The 15449-nt window shown below is 72.8% G+C and carries 9 protein-coding genes; 2 read left to right on the top strand and 7 right to left on the bottom strand.

The window, feature by feature from the left end; all coding sequences use genetic code 11:
* Positions 1 to 51: 51 nt before the first annotated feature.
* Complete coding sequence (gene secG, locus DB32_RS19525) at positions 52 to 657, top strand: preprotein translocase subunit SecG (RefSeq protein ID WP_053234049.1); 606 nt, start codon at positions 52 to 54, stop codon at positions 655 to 657.
* A gap of 83 nt (positions 658 to 740) precedes the next feature.
* Here the strand turns inward: secG and DB32_RS19520 are convergent, their stop codons facing one another.
* The 7 genes from DB32_RS19520 to DB32_RS19490 all read right to left on the bottom strand — a co-directional run bounded on the left by DB32_RS19520 (position 741) and on the right by DB32_RS19490 (position 13718).
* Entirely contained in the window at positions 741 to 4745 is a 4005-nt protein-coding gene (locus DB32_RS19520; RefSeq protein ID WP_053234046.1) for a serine/threonine-protein kinase, read from the bottom strand.
* 114 nt (positions 4746 to 4859) lie between these two features.
* The gene (locus DB32_RS19515) at positions 4860 to 6734 is read right to left on the bottom strand and encodes an ABC transporter ATP-binding protein (RefSeq protein ID WP_083457515.1); all 1875 of its coding nucleotides are present in this window, start codon (positions 6732 to 6734) and stop codon (positions 4860 to 4862) included.
* Positions 6731 to 8446 (bottom strand): ABC transporter ATP-binding protein, encoded by a 1716-nt coding sequence (locus DB32_RS19510; RefSeq protein WP_169791485.1) that lies wholly within the window; start codon positions 8444 to 8446, stop codon positions 6731 to 6733. The genes DB32_RS19515 and DB32_RS19510 overlap by 4 nt, the downstream gene beginning before the upstream one ends.
* 164 nt (positions 8447 to 8610) lie before the next feature.
* Positions 8611 to 10377, bottom strand: coding sequence for a matrixin family metalloprotease (locus tag DB32_RS19505; protein WP_053234042.1), 1767 nt, complete (start codon positions 10375 to 10377; stop codon positions 8611 to 8613).
* Positions 10374 to 11012, bottom strand: a complete 639-nt coding sequence (locus DB32_RS19500) for a hypothetical protein (protein ID WP_157069189.1) — start codon at positions 11010 to 11012, stop codon at positions 10374 to 10376. Before DB32_RS19500 ends, DB32_RS19505 begins: the two co-directional genes overlap by 4 nt.
* A gap of 116 nt (positions 11013 to 11128) precedes the next feature.
* Positions 11129 to 12514 carry a hypothetical protein gene (locus DB32_RS19495; RefSeq protein ID WP_157069188.1) on the bottom strand — a complete coding sequence of 462 codons (1386 nt, stop codon included), beginning with the start codon at positions 12512 to 12514 and terminating at the stop codon, positions 11129 to 11131.
* Between the two features lie 46 nt (positions 12515 to 12560).
* On the bottom strand, positions 12561 to 13718 hold the full coding sequence (locus tag DB32_RS19490; protein ID WP_053234036.1) for a S1C family serine protease: 1158 nt from the start codon (positions 13716 to 13718) through the stop codon (positions 12561 to 12563).
* A 203-nt stretch (positions 13719 to 13921) separates the two neighbouring features.
* Here DB32_RS19490 and DB32_RS19485 point away from each other — a divergent pair, with 203 nt between their 5' ends.
* Positions 13922 to 15445 (top strand): GspE/PulE/PilB domain-containing protein, encoded by a 1524-nt coding sequence (locus DB32_RS19485; RefSeq protein WP_053234034.1) that lies wholly within the window; start codon positions 13922 to 13924, stop codon positions 15443 to 15445.
* Positions 15446 to 15449: the final 4 nt, after the last annotated feature.

Raw genomic sequence — 15449 nt, 5'->3', positions numbered from 1 at the left:
CACGCCTGACCCTGCTATGTTCGGCCGTCCGTCGGTCTGGGAGCCCTGTCGATGTATCTCTTCGTGTCGATCGTCTACTGCCTCGTCTGCGCGTTCCTGATCTTCGTCGTGCTGCTCCAGCAGGGGCGTGGCGGCGGCATGGGCTCGGCGTTCGGTGGCAGCAGCCAGACCGTCTTCGGCGGTGCGGGCGCGGGCAACATCCTCACGCGGATCACCTCGGTCTGCGCGGGGCTCTTCATGCTGCTGAGCGCGCTGCTCGCGTACATGTCGTCGAGCAGCGACTCGACCCTCGAGGACGTGACGCGCGAGATCGAGGAGCGTCAGAGCGCCGCGGTGACGGCCGAGGACGAGCCCGGTGAGGCGGCGCCCGAGGCGGGTGAGACGCCGGCCGCGGCGGAGGGCGTGCCGACCGAGGACACGGTCGACCCGGATGGCCTCGAGGGCGATCCGCAGACCGGTCAGCCGATGGAGGCCGCGCCCAGCGAGGGCAGCTCCGATCCCGCCGCGGCGTCGCCGACGGCGATCGCGCCCAGCGCCGAAGCGGCCCCCGCGGCGGAACCTGCTCCGGCGGCGGACCCTGCCCCGGCCGCCGAGCCTGCCCCGGCGGCGGAGCCCGCGCCCGAGGCGCCGGCGGCGGAACAGCCCGCGACGCCCTGACCCACAGCACGGCCATCCACACGACGGCGTCGGCTCGAGAGAGCCGGCGCCGTTCGCGCTTTCGCGGCCTCGAAACGAGCCGATCAGTCCGGCATCGGGATCGGACGCGACGACTCGAGGGCGATCAGCGCGCGCTCCGCGGCCTGCATGTAGTCCGCGTGCCCGTGCTCGGCCGCGAGGCGCAGGACCTCGCGCAGCGCCGCCCTCGCCTCCTCGGGCTCGCCGCGCGCCTGGTCGATCATCGCGAGGTAGTAGCGGCCCTGCACGAGGTCCCAGACGAGCCCGCGCGCGTCGGCGAAGTCGTTCGCGTCGACGACGTGGCGTCGCCCCTCTTCGCTCCCGAAGCGCATCGCGTCGATGAAGCCGAGGATGCGCATGTCGCCCATCATCAGGCTCTCGTAGCCGTGATCGCGCGCGAGCTCGTACGAGTAGCGCAGCGACGCGAACGCGCGCTTGTAGTCGCCGAGCCGGAGGTGCGCCTCGCCGACGTTGTGCGCGTTCACGGCGGCCTCGTACGTGAAGCCGTACTCCTTCGCGAGCTCGAGCGCGCGCTCGCCCACCTCGATCGACGCGGCGTAGTCGCGCGCGAAGAAGTGCACGAGCGACTCCATCTTGAGCAGCTCGCACTCGGTGAAGCGATCGATGCGCGCCTCGGTGAGACGCCGCGCCTCTGCGAGCGCGCCGAGCGCCGCCTGGCGGTTGCCGGTCGACGAGTACGCGAGCGCGAGCGGCACGAGGCAGCGCACCTGCGCCTCGACGTCGCCGGTCTCGCGCGAGAGCGTGAGCGTCTGCTCGAAGAAGTGGATACCGCCCCGGTGATCGCCGAGCCGCATGCACGACTCCGCGGTCGCGAGGACGATGTCCCGGAAGAGCGCGCGATCGTCGAGCTGCCGCGCGATGTCGCCGGCGCGATCGAGCCAACGACGTCCTTCGTCGACGCGATGCGCCGCGACCAGCAGGCGACCTCGCAAGAGCGACAAGCGCGCGATCCAGTCGCGACGATCGAGCGCCTCGGCGAGCTCGACGCCGCTCGCCATCCGCGTGATGCCGCGCTCGAGCGCGCGCGCCTTCCAGCACAGCTCGCCGATGCGCTTGTAGAGCGCGAGCATGCGCTCGCGATCGGGCACGGCCATCTGCGAGAGCAGGTCGATCGCGCGCTCGAACGATTGGACGGCGCCCTCGTGCGCGAGCTCGCTGACCATGCGCTCGCCGGCGCGCACCAGGTACTCGACGGCCTTCGCGCGATCGCCCGCCTCGCGCCAGTGCGACGCGAGGCGCTCCGCGAGCTCGTCGAGGCGCTGCGGGTGGAGGCGCTCGAGCGATGCCGCGACCGCGCCGTGGATCTCGCGTCGCGTCTCGAGGGTCAGCCCCTCGCGTAGCACCTCGCCGACGAGATCGTGCGCGAACGCGAGCTCCGTCGCGCCCGCGCGCGCCACCAGGCCGCGTCCCTCGAGCACCGCGAACGCCTCGCTGACGGTCGTGACCTCTTCGCCCGCGACGTCCGCGACGAGCTCCGCGTGGAAGCGCGCGCCCGCGACCGCGGCGATCTGCAGAAAGTGTCGATCCGCGACGCCGAGGCGCGAGAGCCGCGCGCCGACGATGCCGCGCAGCGTCTTCGGGACCTCGACCTCCGCGACGTCCGGTCGATAGATCACACGACCCGAGCGCACCTCGACGGCGCCCGCGTCGGTGAGCGCCTTCACGTACTCCTCGACGTAGAGCGGGTTCCCCGCGCTCTTGCCGGTGACCTCGCGCAGCAGATCGATCGGCACCTCTTCCGCGGCGAGTCGCGTCGCGGTGAGCCGCGCGATGTCGTCGTCGCTCATCGGGCCGATCGTGAGCTCGTGATACGTCGGCGCGCCCTGCCAGCCGTGGACGAAGCCGGGCCGATACGCGAGCACCACAGCGATGCGCGCCTCGCGCCCGTCGCGGATCAGCGCGTCGAGCAGCATCTGCGACTCGTCGTCGAGCGACTCCGCGGAGTCGAACGCGAACACGGTCAGGCGATCCTGCGCGAGCTTGAGCGCGACGCGGCCGATCGCAGGACGCAGCGCGCGCACGAGCGGGTCGGATCCTTCAGGCAGCGGTCCCGCGCCGAGCGCCGCGCCGATCGCCGCGACGTCCTGCTGCACGAGGCCGAGCTCGCGCAGTCGTCCGACCTTCGCGTCGCGCTCGTGGTCGGGCTCGAACTCGTCGACCCCGAGCACCACGCGCATGATCTCGGTGATGCCCGAGAGCGGAACCGTGCGGCCGTGGCGCGCGCACGTCGCGATGTACATGCCGACGTCGTGACCGCCGAGCTTCAGGCGACGTCGCGTCTCGAGCAGCAGGCGCGTCTTGCCGACGCCCGCTTCGCCCGCGAGCCCGAGCATCTTGAGCTTGCCGCGGTTCGCGAGCGCGAGGATCTCGCCCATCTGCCGCAGCTCTTCGCGGCGTCCGACGAATTTGCCCGACGCGTCGGGCAGATCGCGCTCTTCCTCGAGCAGGTGCGGCGGGTCGTCGCCGTCGCCGTGGGGCAGCGTGAGGAAGAGGCCCGCGATGATGCGCTGCGCGGCGGGCGAGACGAGCACCTGACGCGTCGCCGCGCGCGACGCGAGCGTGCGCGTGCTGTCGAGCAGACGCTCGAACGCTTCGTCGCGGATGGGCTCGCCCGCGAGATCGACGAGGATGCGCCCGCAGTCGATCGCGACCTGCACCGGCACGTCGGGCGTCCCGGTCTGCGTGCCGGTCGCCGCCGCGCGCACCAGACGCAGCGCACAGCGCGCGGCGGACTCCGAGTCACGTCCATCGGGATCGCGCACCCCGAAGAGCAGCGCGACCGCGGGCACGTCGAGCGCGCGCGGAGGCTCGTCGATGCGCACGCCCCCGTAACGACGCGCGAGCCGCTCGACCACCTCGTCCGCGACGAACGACGCCGACTCCGAGCGCATCACGAGCACGGTCACGTCGCGACGCTCCGCGGTCGGACGCGCGACGCCGGTGCTCCCGCGACGCGGCTGCGACTCCGATCCGCTGCTCGACGGGCCGCTGCGCGTCGCGCGCGAGAACGGCACCTGCACGGGCGTCGCGGAGGGCGCGTACGCGCCCTTGCTGCCCTCTTCGTCGAACATCGCGCGCAGGCGCGCGGCATCGCGCTCCTGCTCGTGCGCTTGGCTCACCTCGCGCAGGTCCTGCAGGTAACGCGCGAGGTCGTGGCCTCCGACGCGGCGACCGCTCGCGTAGAGGAACTGAACGAGATCCTCGTACAGACGGCCTGCGTTGGCGTGGCGCAGCTCGGGCTGCGGCGCGAGCGCGCGATCGACGATCGCCGCGAGCTCGTCGGGCACGTCGGGCACCACCGTCTTGAGCGGCGGCGCGTCGCCTTCGCGCACCCGGCGCAGCGTCTCGTAGGCGGACTCGTGCTGGAACGGGCTCTCGCCGCTCAGCGCCTCGAACAGCACGATGCCGAGCGCGTACAGATCGGTGCGCGAGTCGACGTTCTCACCGCGCGCCTGCTCCGGGCTCATGTACGCGTACTTGCCCTTGAGCACGCCCTCGTCGGCCGCGTCGTCGGCGATCGTCTTGGCCTTCGCGATGCCGAAGTCCGTGAGCTTCACCTCGCCTTCGAACGAGAGCAGCACGTTCTGCGGCGAGACGTCGCGATGCACGATGTGCAGCGGGCGCAGGCTCGCGTCGCGACGTCGGTGCGCGTAGTCGAGCCCCTTCGCGAGCTCGCTCACGACGAACACCGCGAGCTCCTGCGAGAGCGGGCGCTTGTAGCGCGCGCCGCGGCGCAGCACCGTCGCGAGGTCGTACCCCGCGACGTACTCCATCGCGATGAAGTAGGTCTCGTCGGCGCGCCCGAGGTCGAACACCTGCACGATGTTCGCGTGCGAGAGCGTGACCGCGATCTTCGCCTCGTTGATGAACATCTCGACGAAGCGAGGGTTGCGGCTCAGCTCCGGCAGGATGCGCTTGATGACGAGGATCTTCTCGAAGCCCTCGACGCCGTGGGACTTCGCTTTGAACACCTCGGCCATGCCGCCGCGCGCGAGCAGCTGCAGCAGCTGGTACTTGCCGTAGACGACGGGGGCGAGCTCGGGCGGCATCGGGAGCGCGGCCGAGGGCTTTCGCTCGATGCGATCCCCCCCGAATCCGATCGAACGAGCATACCGCAAACGTCTCTGCGGATCGCCAGTTCTCGTGTCGCGCGCGATGCAGTTTCAGGACGCGCTGGCGGCCACCGCGGCGCCCTCGCCCGACACCGTGCCCTCGGTCTCGTCGAGGAACTGCAGGTGATGTAGGCGCGCGTAGAGCCCGCCCTTCGCGATCAGCTCGTCGTGCGTGCCGATCTCGGCGATGCGACCGCGGTGCATCACGACGATCCGGTCAGCATTTCGGATGGTCGAGAGGCGGTGCGCGATGACCAGCGAGGTGCGACCACGGAGCAGCGCTGCGACCGCGTGCTGGAGGCGCGCTTCGGTCTCGCTGTCGACGTTCGCCGTCGCCTCGTCGAGGATCAGGTACGGGCGATCGAGGTACAGCGCGCGCGCGAAGGCGAGCAGCTGTCGCTCGCCCGCGCTGAAGTTCGCGCCGCGCTCGTCGATCTTCACGTCGAGCCCGCCGCGGCGCTCGACCATCGGCCACGCGCCGACGCGGCGGAGCGCGTCCTCGACGCGCGCGACGTCGGGGGACTCCGCGAACGCGCTCACGTTCTCGAGGATCGTCCCCGAGAACAAGAACACGTCCTGCGGCACGACCGCGAAGCGGCTGCGCAGCGTGTCCGGATGCAGCGCGCGGACGTCCTCGCCGTCGACGAGCACGTGGCCGCGCGTGACGTCGTAGAGGCGCAGCAAGAGCGCGGTGAGCGTGGTCTTGCCCGCGCCGGTCGCGCCGACGATCGCGATGGTCTCGCCGCGATGCACGTCGAGCTCGAGGTCACGCACGACGGGATGTCCCGCGCGATACGCGAACTCGACGTCCCGGAACGCGAGGGCGACACCCTCGGGCACCTTCGGGACCTCGCCGACGTCGAGGCCCTCGGGCGCGTCGCGCTCGTCCATGTCGAGCAGCGCGAACACGCGCTCGGCGGCGGCGAGCGACGACTGGAGGATCGTGTACTTCTGCGAGAGCTCGCGGATCGGCACGAAGAAGCGCTGGATGTACTCGTAGAACGCGACGACCGTTCCGACGTACGCCGCGGACGAGGTCGCATCGAGCACGCCGCTGCGCACCGACGCGTACCAGAGCACGAGCGCGACGGTGATCGCGGAGATCGACTCGACGATCGAGAAGAGCAGCGCGTCGTAGCGGATCGAGCGGTAGTTCGCGTCGCGGTGGTGCGCGTTGATCTCGCGGTACTCGCCGAGGCAGTCGCGCTCGCGACCGAACGCCTGCACGATCGCGATGCCCTGCACCTGCTCCGCGACGTACGCGTTGAGCTGCGCGATCGTCGCGCGGATCTCGCGGAAGGCCTCGCGCATGCGCTTGCGGATCGCGTTCACCGCGAGCGCGAGCGGAGGAAGCGCGCAGCACACGACGAGCGTGAGCCGCACGTCGAGGTAGAGCATGAAGCAGACGATGCCGACGAGCGTGACGACGTCGGCGATCGCGAGGACCGCGCCCGACGCGAAGAGCTCGCCCATCGCGTCGGAGTCGTTGGTCACGCGCGTCACGACGCGACCGACCGGCGTCTTGTCGAGGTAGGCGAGCGGGAGGCGCTGGACCTTCTCGTACGTCGCGGCGCGCAGATCCGCGATGGTGCGCTGACCCCCGAGCTGCAGCGCGTACTGCTGCGCGAAGCGCGCGACGAAGTCGACGACCACCGCGATCCCGAAGAAGAGCGTGACGCGTCCGAGCATCGTCGCGCTGCGATCGACGAGCGCGGAGTCGATCGCGTCGCGGATCAGCAGCGGCTGCACGAGCCCAGCGAGCGCGCTCACCGGGACGAGCAGGAACGTGATCGCGAAGAGCACCCAGTGCTTGCGCGCCCACGGCACGAGACGCTTGAGCAGCGCCAGGTCGTAGGTCTTCTCGCCGCCGCCCGACTCGAGCGGCGGACGAACACGATCGCGCGTCGTCGTGGTGTCGCTGCTCATTGGAGCGCCGAGATCTCCCGCTCGAGGCGCTGTCGCGCCGCGAGCCGCGCGTAGAGCCCGTCCTTCGCGACGAGCTCGTCGTGCGTGCCGTGCTCCACCACCCGCCCGTGATCGAGCACCACGATGCGATCGGCGCGTGACGCCGCCGCGATGCGGTGGGTGACGAGCACCAGCGTGCGCCCTTCGGCCGCCCGCTCCAGCGCCTCGAGGATCGCGGCCTCGGTCCGCGCGTCGACGGCGCTCATCGGATCGTCGAGCACCAGCACGCGCGGATCGTTGAGCAGCGCGCGAGCGAGCGCGAGGCGCTGCTTCTGTCCGCCGGAGAGCTGCACGCCGCGCTCCCCGACGACCGTCGCGAAGCCCTCGGGCATCGACTCGATCTCGTCGAGCACGCACGCCTCGCGCGCCGCGTGACGGATGCGCTCCTGGGCGTCCGCCGCGTCGGGATCGTCGAGCGCGAACGCGAGGTTCTTCTCGACCGTCGTCGAGAACAAGAACGGCTCCTGCTGCGCGTAGCCGACGCGATCGCGGAGGTCGCGCAGCTGAAGGTGCGTGACGTCGTCGTCGTCGAGGAAGACGCGCCCTTCGGGCGTCGGCAGGAGGCGCGGCAGCAGCGCGGCGAGCGTGCTCTTGCCGCTGCCCGTCGCGCCGACGACCGCGAGGCGACCGCCCGCGGGCACCTCGAACGCGATGTCCTCGAGGACGCGGCGCTCCTGGTACGCGAACGTCAGCCCGTCGACGCGCAGCGCGCCCGCGTGGCCCGCGCGCTTGGCGTCCGGCGCCTCCTGCACGTCGGGCTTGCTCTCGAGGATCTCGCCCACGCGCGCGTACGAGGCGCGGCCGCGCTGCAGGATCGAGAGGATGTAGCCGAAGGCCAGCGTGGGCCAGAGCAGCTGCCCGAGGTACGCGTTGAACGCCGCGAACTCGCCGACGGTGAGCGAGCCCTCGAGCACCATCGCGCCGCCCTGCCACACGACGATGAGCGTGCCGACCGACGAGAGCCCGAAGAGCACCGGCCACATCAGCCCGCGCAGCGTGACGAGCGCCATGTTGCGATCGACCGCCTCGGCGTTGACCTTCGCGAAGCGCGCGCGCTGGTGCGGCTCGAGCCCGAGCGAGCGCACGAGGCGCGCGCCCGCGACGTCCTCCTGCACGCGCTCCGCGAGCTTGCCGATCACCTGCTGCGCGGCGCTGCTGCGCTTGAAGAGCGCACGCGCGAAGCCCGCCGACGAGAGCGCGATGAACGGATACGGGATCAGCGCGAGGAGCGTGAGCCGCGGCGACGTCGCGAACATCAGCGTGATCGCCGCGACGAACGCGAGGATCGAGTTCACGACGTTGAGCCCCGCGAAGCCGACGAGCAGGCGCACCTGCGCGAGGTCGTTCGTCGCGCGGCTCATGATCTCGCCGACCGACATGTGCCGGAAGAACGACGGACCGAGCGCGTGCAGTCGCTCGAGCAGCGCGTTGCGGAGGTCGTACTCGACGTCGCGACCGACGTTGAAGATCTGGATGCGCGACGACGTGCGCACGACCCACGCGACCGCCGCGAGCCCGATGACCCAGAGCGCCATCTCCTGCACCTGGGCGAGCTGATCGGCGCGCAGCGCGTCGAGACCGAGGCGCAGCATCCACGGGATGGCCTTCTCGGCAGCCTGCGTGAGGAGCAGCAGCGTGAAGCCGAACGCGAGACGTTTCGCGTACGGCCTCACGGTCTCGCTCAGCGTTGGCGCGCGCGCGCTCGTCGATTGATCGTGACCGGCCACGGGCGCGGTCTCTTTGGCACCGGCGATCCGAAACGGCAATCCCTGGCTCGACGGAAGGATGGAGCCCCGCAGCGCGCACACGCGCACCGCGGGGCTCCCTCGCGATCACCTCAGCGACGACGCCGCGCGCGCCACGTCGCGAGCGCCGCGAGCAGACCGATCGCGAGCAGCCCACCACGCGCGCCCTGACCACGGCCCGGCGCGCTGCACCCGCACCCACCGCTCGCGGGCGGGCGGCAGATCGACACGCTCGGATCGTCGGTCGCGACGCACGAGAACCCGTCCGGGCACGGCGCGCCGAGGTTGCAGATGCGCGTGCAGTACGTGTCGTCGTCCTCGACCGCGCAGATGCCGCCGAGGCAGTCCGCGTTGGTGTCGCACTCGCTCCCGAGGCCACCGCTGTCGGGCACGCACACGGAGGTGTCGCCCGCGGCGAGACAGCTGAAGCCCGTCGGGCACGGCGCGCCTTCGCCGCAGCGCTCGGTGCAGAACGCGTCGCCGTCGACGACCGCGCACAGGCGCGACGTGCAGTCGACCTCGACCTCGCACGGATCGCCGAGCGCGCCCGAGCGCTGACACGAGCCGCAGCCGGGCACCGAGCCGAGCTGACACGAGAAGCCGTCGGTGCAGCCGCTCGCGCCACCGGGCGTGCACGGCGTCGAGCACCGCCCGCTCGCGCAGTAGAGCGACGCGCACTCGGTCGCCGCGCTGCACGACTCACCGATCGCGCGCGTGCCCGCGGTGCCCTGCACGCACACGCCGCCGCCGCCGCCACAGCTCCCGGTCGCCTCGCCGCTGCAGTACCAGCCGCCCGGGCACGACGCGGGATTCAGCCAGTCGCACGACTGGGAGCAACGCCCCGCGAAGCAGAGGCCCGACTGGCAGTCGGTGCCCGCGCTGCAGTCCGCGCCGATCGGTCCGCCGGTCGTCGGCCGGGGCTCGCACATGCGCGTCGTGGTGTTGCAGCGCTGCGTCGAGGAGCACTGCGAGTCCGACGTGCAGCCGGTGCTCGTCGACGTGCAGCTCGGCTGACCGCCGGAGAGGCGCACGCATTGCCCGCTGCCGCCGACGTTCACGCAGGTGTCCGAGCCGCACTGCGCGCTGCTCGTGCACGCGCGCCCGCAGAACGCGCCCGCGCCGCCCGGGTACTGGAGGCACGCGCCGTTCGTGCAGTCCGCCTGGCTCGAGCAGGGCGAGCAGACGTCGCCGTCGCCCGTCATCGTCACGCAGGTGCCGCCCTCGCAGACCTGGCCCGACGGACACCCCGTCGTGGTGCAGTCGGAGGTGCCGCTGCGCGGATAGAGCGCGCAGATGCCGTTCTGGTCGTCGGTGCGCAGCGACGAGGTGCCGCCCGAGTACGCGTAGTACATCGCCGCGCTCGAGTCCGACGAGTGATCGAGGCCGTAGTAGTGGCCCGCCTCGTGGAGCACGATCGAGTAGGCGTTCACGCGGTTCCCCGAGCCGGGGCTCGTCGTCCACGTGTAGTTGACGCCGTTCATCTCCATGTCGGCTTCGGTGATGCTCGTCCAGAACTGCGGCCGAGTGACGCCGATCGCGTTGCTGTCGTAGGGCCAGCCGCTCTCGAGCCAGCCGATGCTCGAGTTGCGATCACCCGGCGTCGGGCGGCGCGTGGTCGAGCCGCGATACTCGGTGGTCAGGCTGGTGCACGACACGCGCGTCCAGTCGTCCATGCCCTGGCGCACGATCGACTCGGTCATCGCGAAGCCGCCGAGATCGGGCGAGCCCGCGTTGTGGAGCTCGTACGGTGCGGCGCCGGACCAGACCGGGCGGCGCGAGTCGATCGGCGCCCACGCCGACGCGACGTCCGCACCGAGCGCGATCACGAGCGCGAGCGCGGCGAGCGCGCGGCGGTTCATCGCGCACCTCCGCCCAGCGCATCGCCGGTGGTCGGGTCGGTCTCGATCTGCTCGAGCGTCGCGCGCACGAACGCGAGGAAGTCGGCGAGGCGCATCGCGCGCACGCCGCCGTGCTCGATCGCCATCGGGCCGCTCGCCCACGACGCGAAGCCGATCGACGTGGTGTCGCGCACCACGACGTCGTCCGCGCCGGGCACGCCGCGGCGGATGCCGAAGCGCCCCTGCACCATCGCGAACGTGCGCAGCGCGCCCTCGGGCGTGCGGCGCAGGAACACGACGACCTCTTCGCCGCGCGCGTACTCGGGCGTGCCCGCGATGCGCATCGCGACCTGCGACGTGACGCCGCCGATCTCGTCGATGCGCACGAGCTCGCCGCCCGAGCCCTTCACCCACTCGCGCACGCGCAGCGTGGTGATCGTGTGCGGCTCGGCGCCGCCGTCGGGCAGCATCACGAGACGCGCGCCGACGTCCTCGACGACGCCGACGACGATCACGTCCGCGTCGCGCACCATCGCCTCGAGCGGCACCTCGACCATCACGGTCGCGCGCGCCCGTGGCTGGAAGAGAGTGGCCGCGACCACGATCGACAGCGCGGCGAGCGCGATGCGCGCCCCCGCCCAACGCAAGCTCCCCATCACGCCCTCCACCATCCCGCGGGCGCCGTCCCGCCCGCAGGAAAATTGCGGGCGGAACTCTATCAACTCCGTCAAGCGCCGCGAGAGCGCGTCCGCTCACTGCACGATCTGCGCGCTCAGCCCCCCGCGCGCGCGGAGAGAAGAGTGCCGCGCTCGATCACGCCCCAGCTCTTGTGGTTCTTGCCCGCGAGCTGCGTCAGGCCGAGCGCCTCGTAGAGCGCCGGGATGGCCATGAGCACGCCCGGCGCGGCGCGGAGCGCCTTCTCGAGCGCGTCGCGCACCTCCGGGAGCGGACGGTCGCCGGGGATCAGGAGCTTTCCGAACACGGCGCGATGCTCGGTGGGCGCTTCGTGCTCGTGCTTGGTGAGCACCTCGCCCGCCGCGCAGCGCGCGCAGACCTGCTCGACGCGCTGGCCGTGGACGTAGAGCACGACGCCCTCGGGGAGCTGCTCTCCGAGCGCCCTCACCTGCTCCTCGGTCTGCTCGAGGGCGAGGAAGCGGAAGCGACGCTCGTCGCCCGGCTTGAGCACCGCGAGCATCGGGAACACCGGCACCGCGCGGCCCTCGTGCGGGATCGTCCCGGTCGGCGCGGCGTCCCAGAGCACGACGTCGCCCCAGTCGGCGATCGCCTCGCGGAACGTCGGGCTGCGCACGACGCCGTGGAGCGGCGAGAGCGGCTGGACCCACACGCGCTCGAACGAGGCGGCCGCGTCGGGCACGAACGCCGCCAGGCCGTGCCCCGGGCCGCGCGTGGGCACGCGGAGCTGCGCGGGCGCCAGGTCGGGCACGAAGGGCAGGCGCTCGGGCGCGGCCTCTGCGGCGTGTCCCAGCGCGCGCAGGGCGGCCGCGGCCTCCTCGCCCTCGCCGGCGCCGATCGCGGCGCCCGCGAGGTGGAACAGCACCGGGCGGCGATCCCCGAGCTTCTCGCGCGCCTTCCGGAACGCCAGGAGCGCCGCGCGGAAGCGCCCCGCCCACTTGTGGCAGAGCCCGAGATCGACGAGCCACTCGCCGCGGGCTCCGTGGCGCGCGATCGCACGCTCGAAGGCAGCGGCGGCATCGGCGTCGCGCGCCGGTCCGAGACGTCGCAGCGCGTTCGCGTACGCGATCGTGAGCGCGCCGCCGCGATCGGCGTCGGCAGCGGCCTCGGGCGGGAGCGTCGCGAGCAGACGCTCCGCGTGCTTCGCCGCGACGCTCGCCGCGCCCTCGCCGATCGCCGGCTCGTCGAGCGGGCGTCGCTCGTCGACCCGCACCAGCGCGGTGATCGCCGCCGCCGCGAGCGCGGGATCCCCGGCGCCGAAATGCTCGAGGATCGCGGTGAGGTCCTCCACCGCGCCGGGCCGCGAGGGCGACGCCTGGAGGAGCACCGACCATGCGGAGGCGACCTCGGGGTCGCGCGTCAGCGAGGCGCGGAACGGTTCGAGGTGGGACCAGGCGGCGTCGGCGCTGCGCTCGGCGAGCGCGCGCTGCATGGCGGCCTCGAGCGCGTTGGGCTTGGAGGACATCGAGGACCGCGAGTATGGGGCGAGGCCGAGGCCCCGCCACCCGTGGTCACTGCTGGAGCGTCGCGGTGGTCTCGCCGCTGAGCACGCCCGGGCCGACGGTCACGCTCAGCCGGATCTGATCGCCCGCGCGATGCGCCGCGATCGCGGTGCGCAGCTCGTCGACGTTACGCACCGGCACGCCGTCGACGGCGGTGATGATGTGCCCGGTCCACGCCACGCCGAGGCGCGCGACGAGCGGAGGCGGCGGCTCGGCCGCGCCCAGCAGCCCGGCACGCTGCGCGGCCGAGCCCGGCATCGTGCGCTGCACGCGCACGCCGACGTAGCCGCCCTGATCCCAGTTCTCGCCGACGACGCCGAGGTCCATCTGCTGCGCCGGCGCGGGGTCCGGCGGCGTCGGGGTCGCCGCGGTCGCGGTCGTCGTGGTGGTCGTCGTCGTGGTCGTCGTGGTGCTCGCCGTCGCGGTGCCGGTGCGGCGCGTCTCGCGCACGCGATCGAGCACCTCCGAGACGTAGTTCGCGGGCACCGCGAACCCGATGCCGTGCGAGCCGCCGGTTCGCGAGAGGATCGCGGTGTTGACGCCGATCACGCGGCCGCGGCGATCCACGAGCGGTCCGCCCGAATTGCCCGGGTTGATCGGCGCGTCGGTCTGGATGAGCCGGCGCGCCATGCCGCCGCCGATGCCGGGCACGTCGCGGCGCGCGCTGACGATGCCCTGGGTGAGCGTGCCGTCGAGCCCGAACGGCGAGCCGAACGCGAGCACGGTCTGACCGACCTCGACGCGATCCGAGTCGGTGAGCTCGAGCGGCGGCGAGGGAACGGTGCCGCCCTGCACCTCGAGGATCGCGAGATCGTGGCTGGGATCGATCTCGATGATCGACGCGCTCAGCGTCGTGCCGCTGCCGAAGCGCACCTGCACGCGCCCGCCGCGCCCGCCGCCGGCCTCGACGACGTGCGCGTTGGTGATGATCCAGCGCTCGCGCCCGACGACGAAGCCCGATCCGCTCGACGGGCCCGCGACGACCGTCACGGTGCTCTGCTGGAGGCGGCGCGCGATCGCGATGCGGCGCTCCTCGGTCATCGCCTGCGCATCGGCCGGCGCGGGGAGGAACGTCGTGAGGGCGGCCGCCGCGGGCGCGCACGCGCTGAGGACGAGAGCGAGCGTGCGAGCCTTCCAATGGTCGATGCGGCGGCCAGGCGCGGTCATTCCAAACCTCCGGAGATGGTTCCCCACGGACACCGCGCGAGGCCTCCGACTTGGGCCGCCCCGGGGCTCCTCGACACGACAAGCGTACGCCGTTCCAAGTTCCCGCGCTCCCTGTCCCGACGAGCAGGAGACGCGCCTCCGTCGCGACCGGGTGACAGAGCGCTCTTGACCAAAGCGCCCGCGCCCCGATAGACGGGCGTGGCATGGCGGACGATCTCGGCGCGCGCCTGCTCCGCGCGGGGTTGGTCACCCGGGATCAGCTCGCCGAGACACTTGCGACCGCGCCAGCCCACGGCGGCGCGCTCGTCTCAGCGCTGGTCGCGCGCGGGGTGCCCGAGGACGCCATCGCGGGCTTCTTCCTCGCGGACGGATTCGGGCCGCTGATGGAGGCGGACGACCTCGCGAAGGCCGATCCGGGCGCGCGGAGGAGGCTCCCGGGCGCGATGGCGTCGGACCTCCTGGCGATGCCTGTGCGCTCGAGCCCGGCGGGTCTCGTGGTCGCGATGGCCGCGCCGTCGGACCGCCACGCGGTGCGGGAGATCGCGCGGGTCGTCGGGAGCGACGTGCTGCCCACCGTCGCGTGCGTGCGCGCCCTGCGTGCGGCGATCGGTGACGCGTACCCCGATCAGGCGAAGCAGGATGCCGCGGGCTCGGAGCCCCCGCTGGACGACCGCCCGACGCTCGTCGAGTCGGAGCCGCCGGTGCTCGAGCTCGTGCGGCGGCGGACGTCCGGGGAGACGCCGGCCGCGGGCACCGCGCCGCTCGGTCCGCGGCTGATCGTGGAGGACGACGAGCCCGCGCTCCCGCTGGTGCGCACGAAGCCGCAGCACACGCCGCCGCGCGGCGTCGAGGCGGTGCCGGCGCCGGTCGCGTCGAAGGTCGTGAGCAAGGCGTTCGCGCGCCCGGAGGGCGTGCGGCGCATGCAGATCCCCGCAGCCCCGGTGCGCCACGAGGGGCGCGGGACCGCGGAGTACCCGGCGATGAAGGACGACCCCGAGCCGACGTCGACGCCCTCTCCTCCGCCCTCGACGCCCTCTCCTCCGCCCTCGACGCCCGCGGCCGAGCCCTCGACGCCTGCGCCGCCGACGCCCTCGTCGCTCACGCCGCGCCCGACGAGCATCGTGCCGCCCGAGCACGAGCGCTGGGACTTCGGTGGCCCATCGAGCTCGTCGTCCCCCGCGCCGCCGCCGCGCAAGCTCACGCCGAAGGTCGGACCACGGGCGCGCAGCGAGCTCCCGAGCGCGCGCTCGACGCTTCCCGAGGTCGGCACCGTGCTCGCGGCGATCCGCGGCGCGCCGGATCGCGACTCGGTGGTCCGCCTCGCGTGCGAGGGCGCGGTGACGGTCGCGCGCACCGCCATCTTCCTCGCGCTGCGCAAGGGCGTCCTCAAGGGCTGGGAGGGCACCGGCGGAGGTCTCACCCACGACGCGGTGCGCAACCTGTGGATCCCGACGACGAGCGCCTCGATGCTCAAGGACGTCGTCGAGCATCGCGAGGCGTACGTCGGTCCGTACGGGACGGCGGTGGCCGACGGGCTCTTCCGCGCGGCGGTCGGCAGCCGCGGCGGCGACGTCGCGCTGCACCCGGTCGTCGTGAGCGATCACGTCGTGGGCGTGCTGTGCGCGGACGACGTGCTGCCGGTGCCCATCGCGCGACAGCGGATCGAGCTGCTCGCGCACGCGGTGGGCGAAGCGTTCAAGCGCATCATCGTGGAGCGCAAGGGCTGACGCC

Source organism: Sandaracinus amylolyticus, from assembly GCF_000737325.1.
In the GTDB taxonomy this organism is placed as follows: domain Bacteria; phylum Myxococcota_A; class Polyangia; order Polyangiales; family Sandaracinaceae; genus Sandaracinus; species Sandaracinus amylolyticus.
This window is presented reverse-complemented; position numbering and strand designations above follow the sequence as displayed.

Coding starts and splice junctions, on each gene's coding strand:
- secG (WP_053234049.1), top strand. CDS start 52: ATGTATCTCTTCGTGTCGATCGTCTACTGCCTCGTCTGCGCGTTCCTG.
- DB32_RS19520 (WP_053234046.1), bottom strand. CDS start 4,745: ATGCCGCCCGAGCTCGCCCCCGTCGTCTACGGCAAGTACCAGCTGCTG.
- DB32_RS19515 (WP_083457515.1), bottom strand. CDS start 6,734: ATGAGCAGCGACACCACGACGACGCGCGATCGTGTTCGTCCGCCGCTC.
- DB32_RS19505 (WP_053234042.1), bottom strand. CDS start 10,377: ATGAACCGCCGCGCGCTCGCCGCGCTCGCGCTCGTGATCGCGCTCGGT.
- DB32_RS19500 (WP_157069189.1), bottom strand. CDS start 11,012: ATGGGGAGCTTGCGTTGGGCGGGGGCGCGCATCGCGCTCGCCGCGCTG.
- DB32_RS19495 (WP_157069188.1), bottom strand. CDS start 12,514: ATGTCCTCCAAGCCCAACGCGCTCGAGGCCGCCATGCAGCGCGCGCTC.
- DB32_RS19490 (WP_053234036.1), bottom strand. CDS start 13,718: ATGACCGCGCCTGGCCGCCGCATCGACCATTGGAAGGCTCGCACGCTC.
- DB32_RS19485 (WP_053234034.1), top strand. CDS start 13,922: ATGGCGGACGATCTCGGCGCGCGCCTGCTCCGCGCGGGGTTGGTCACC.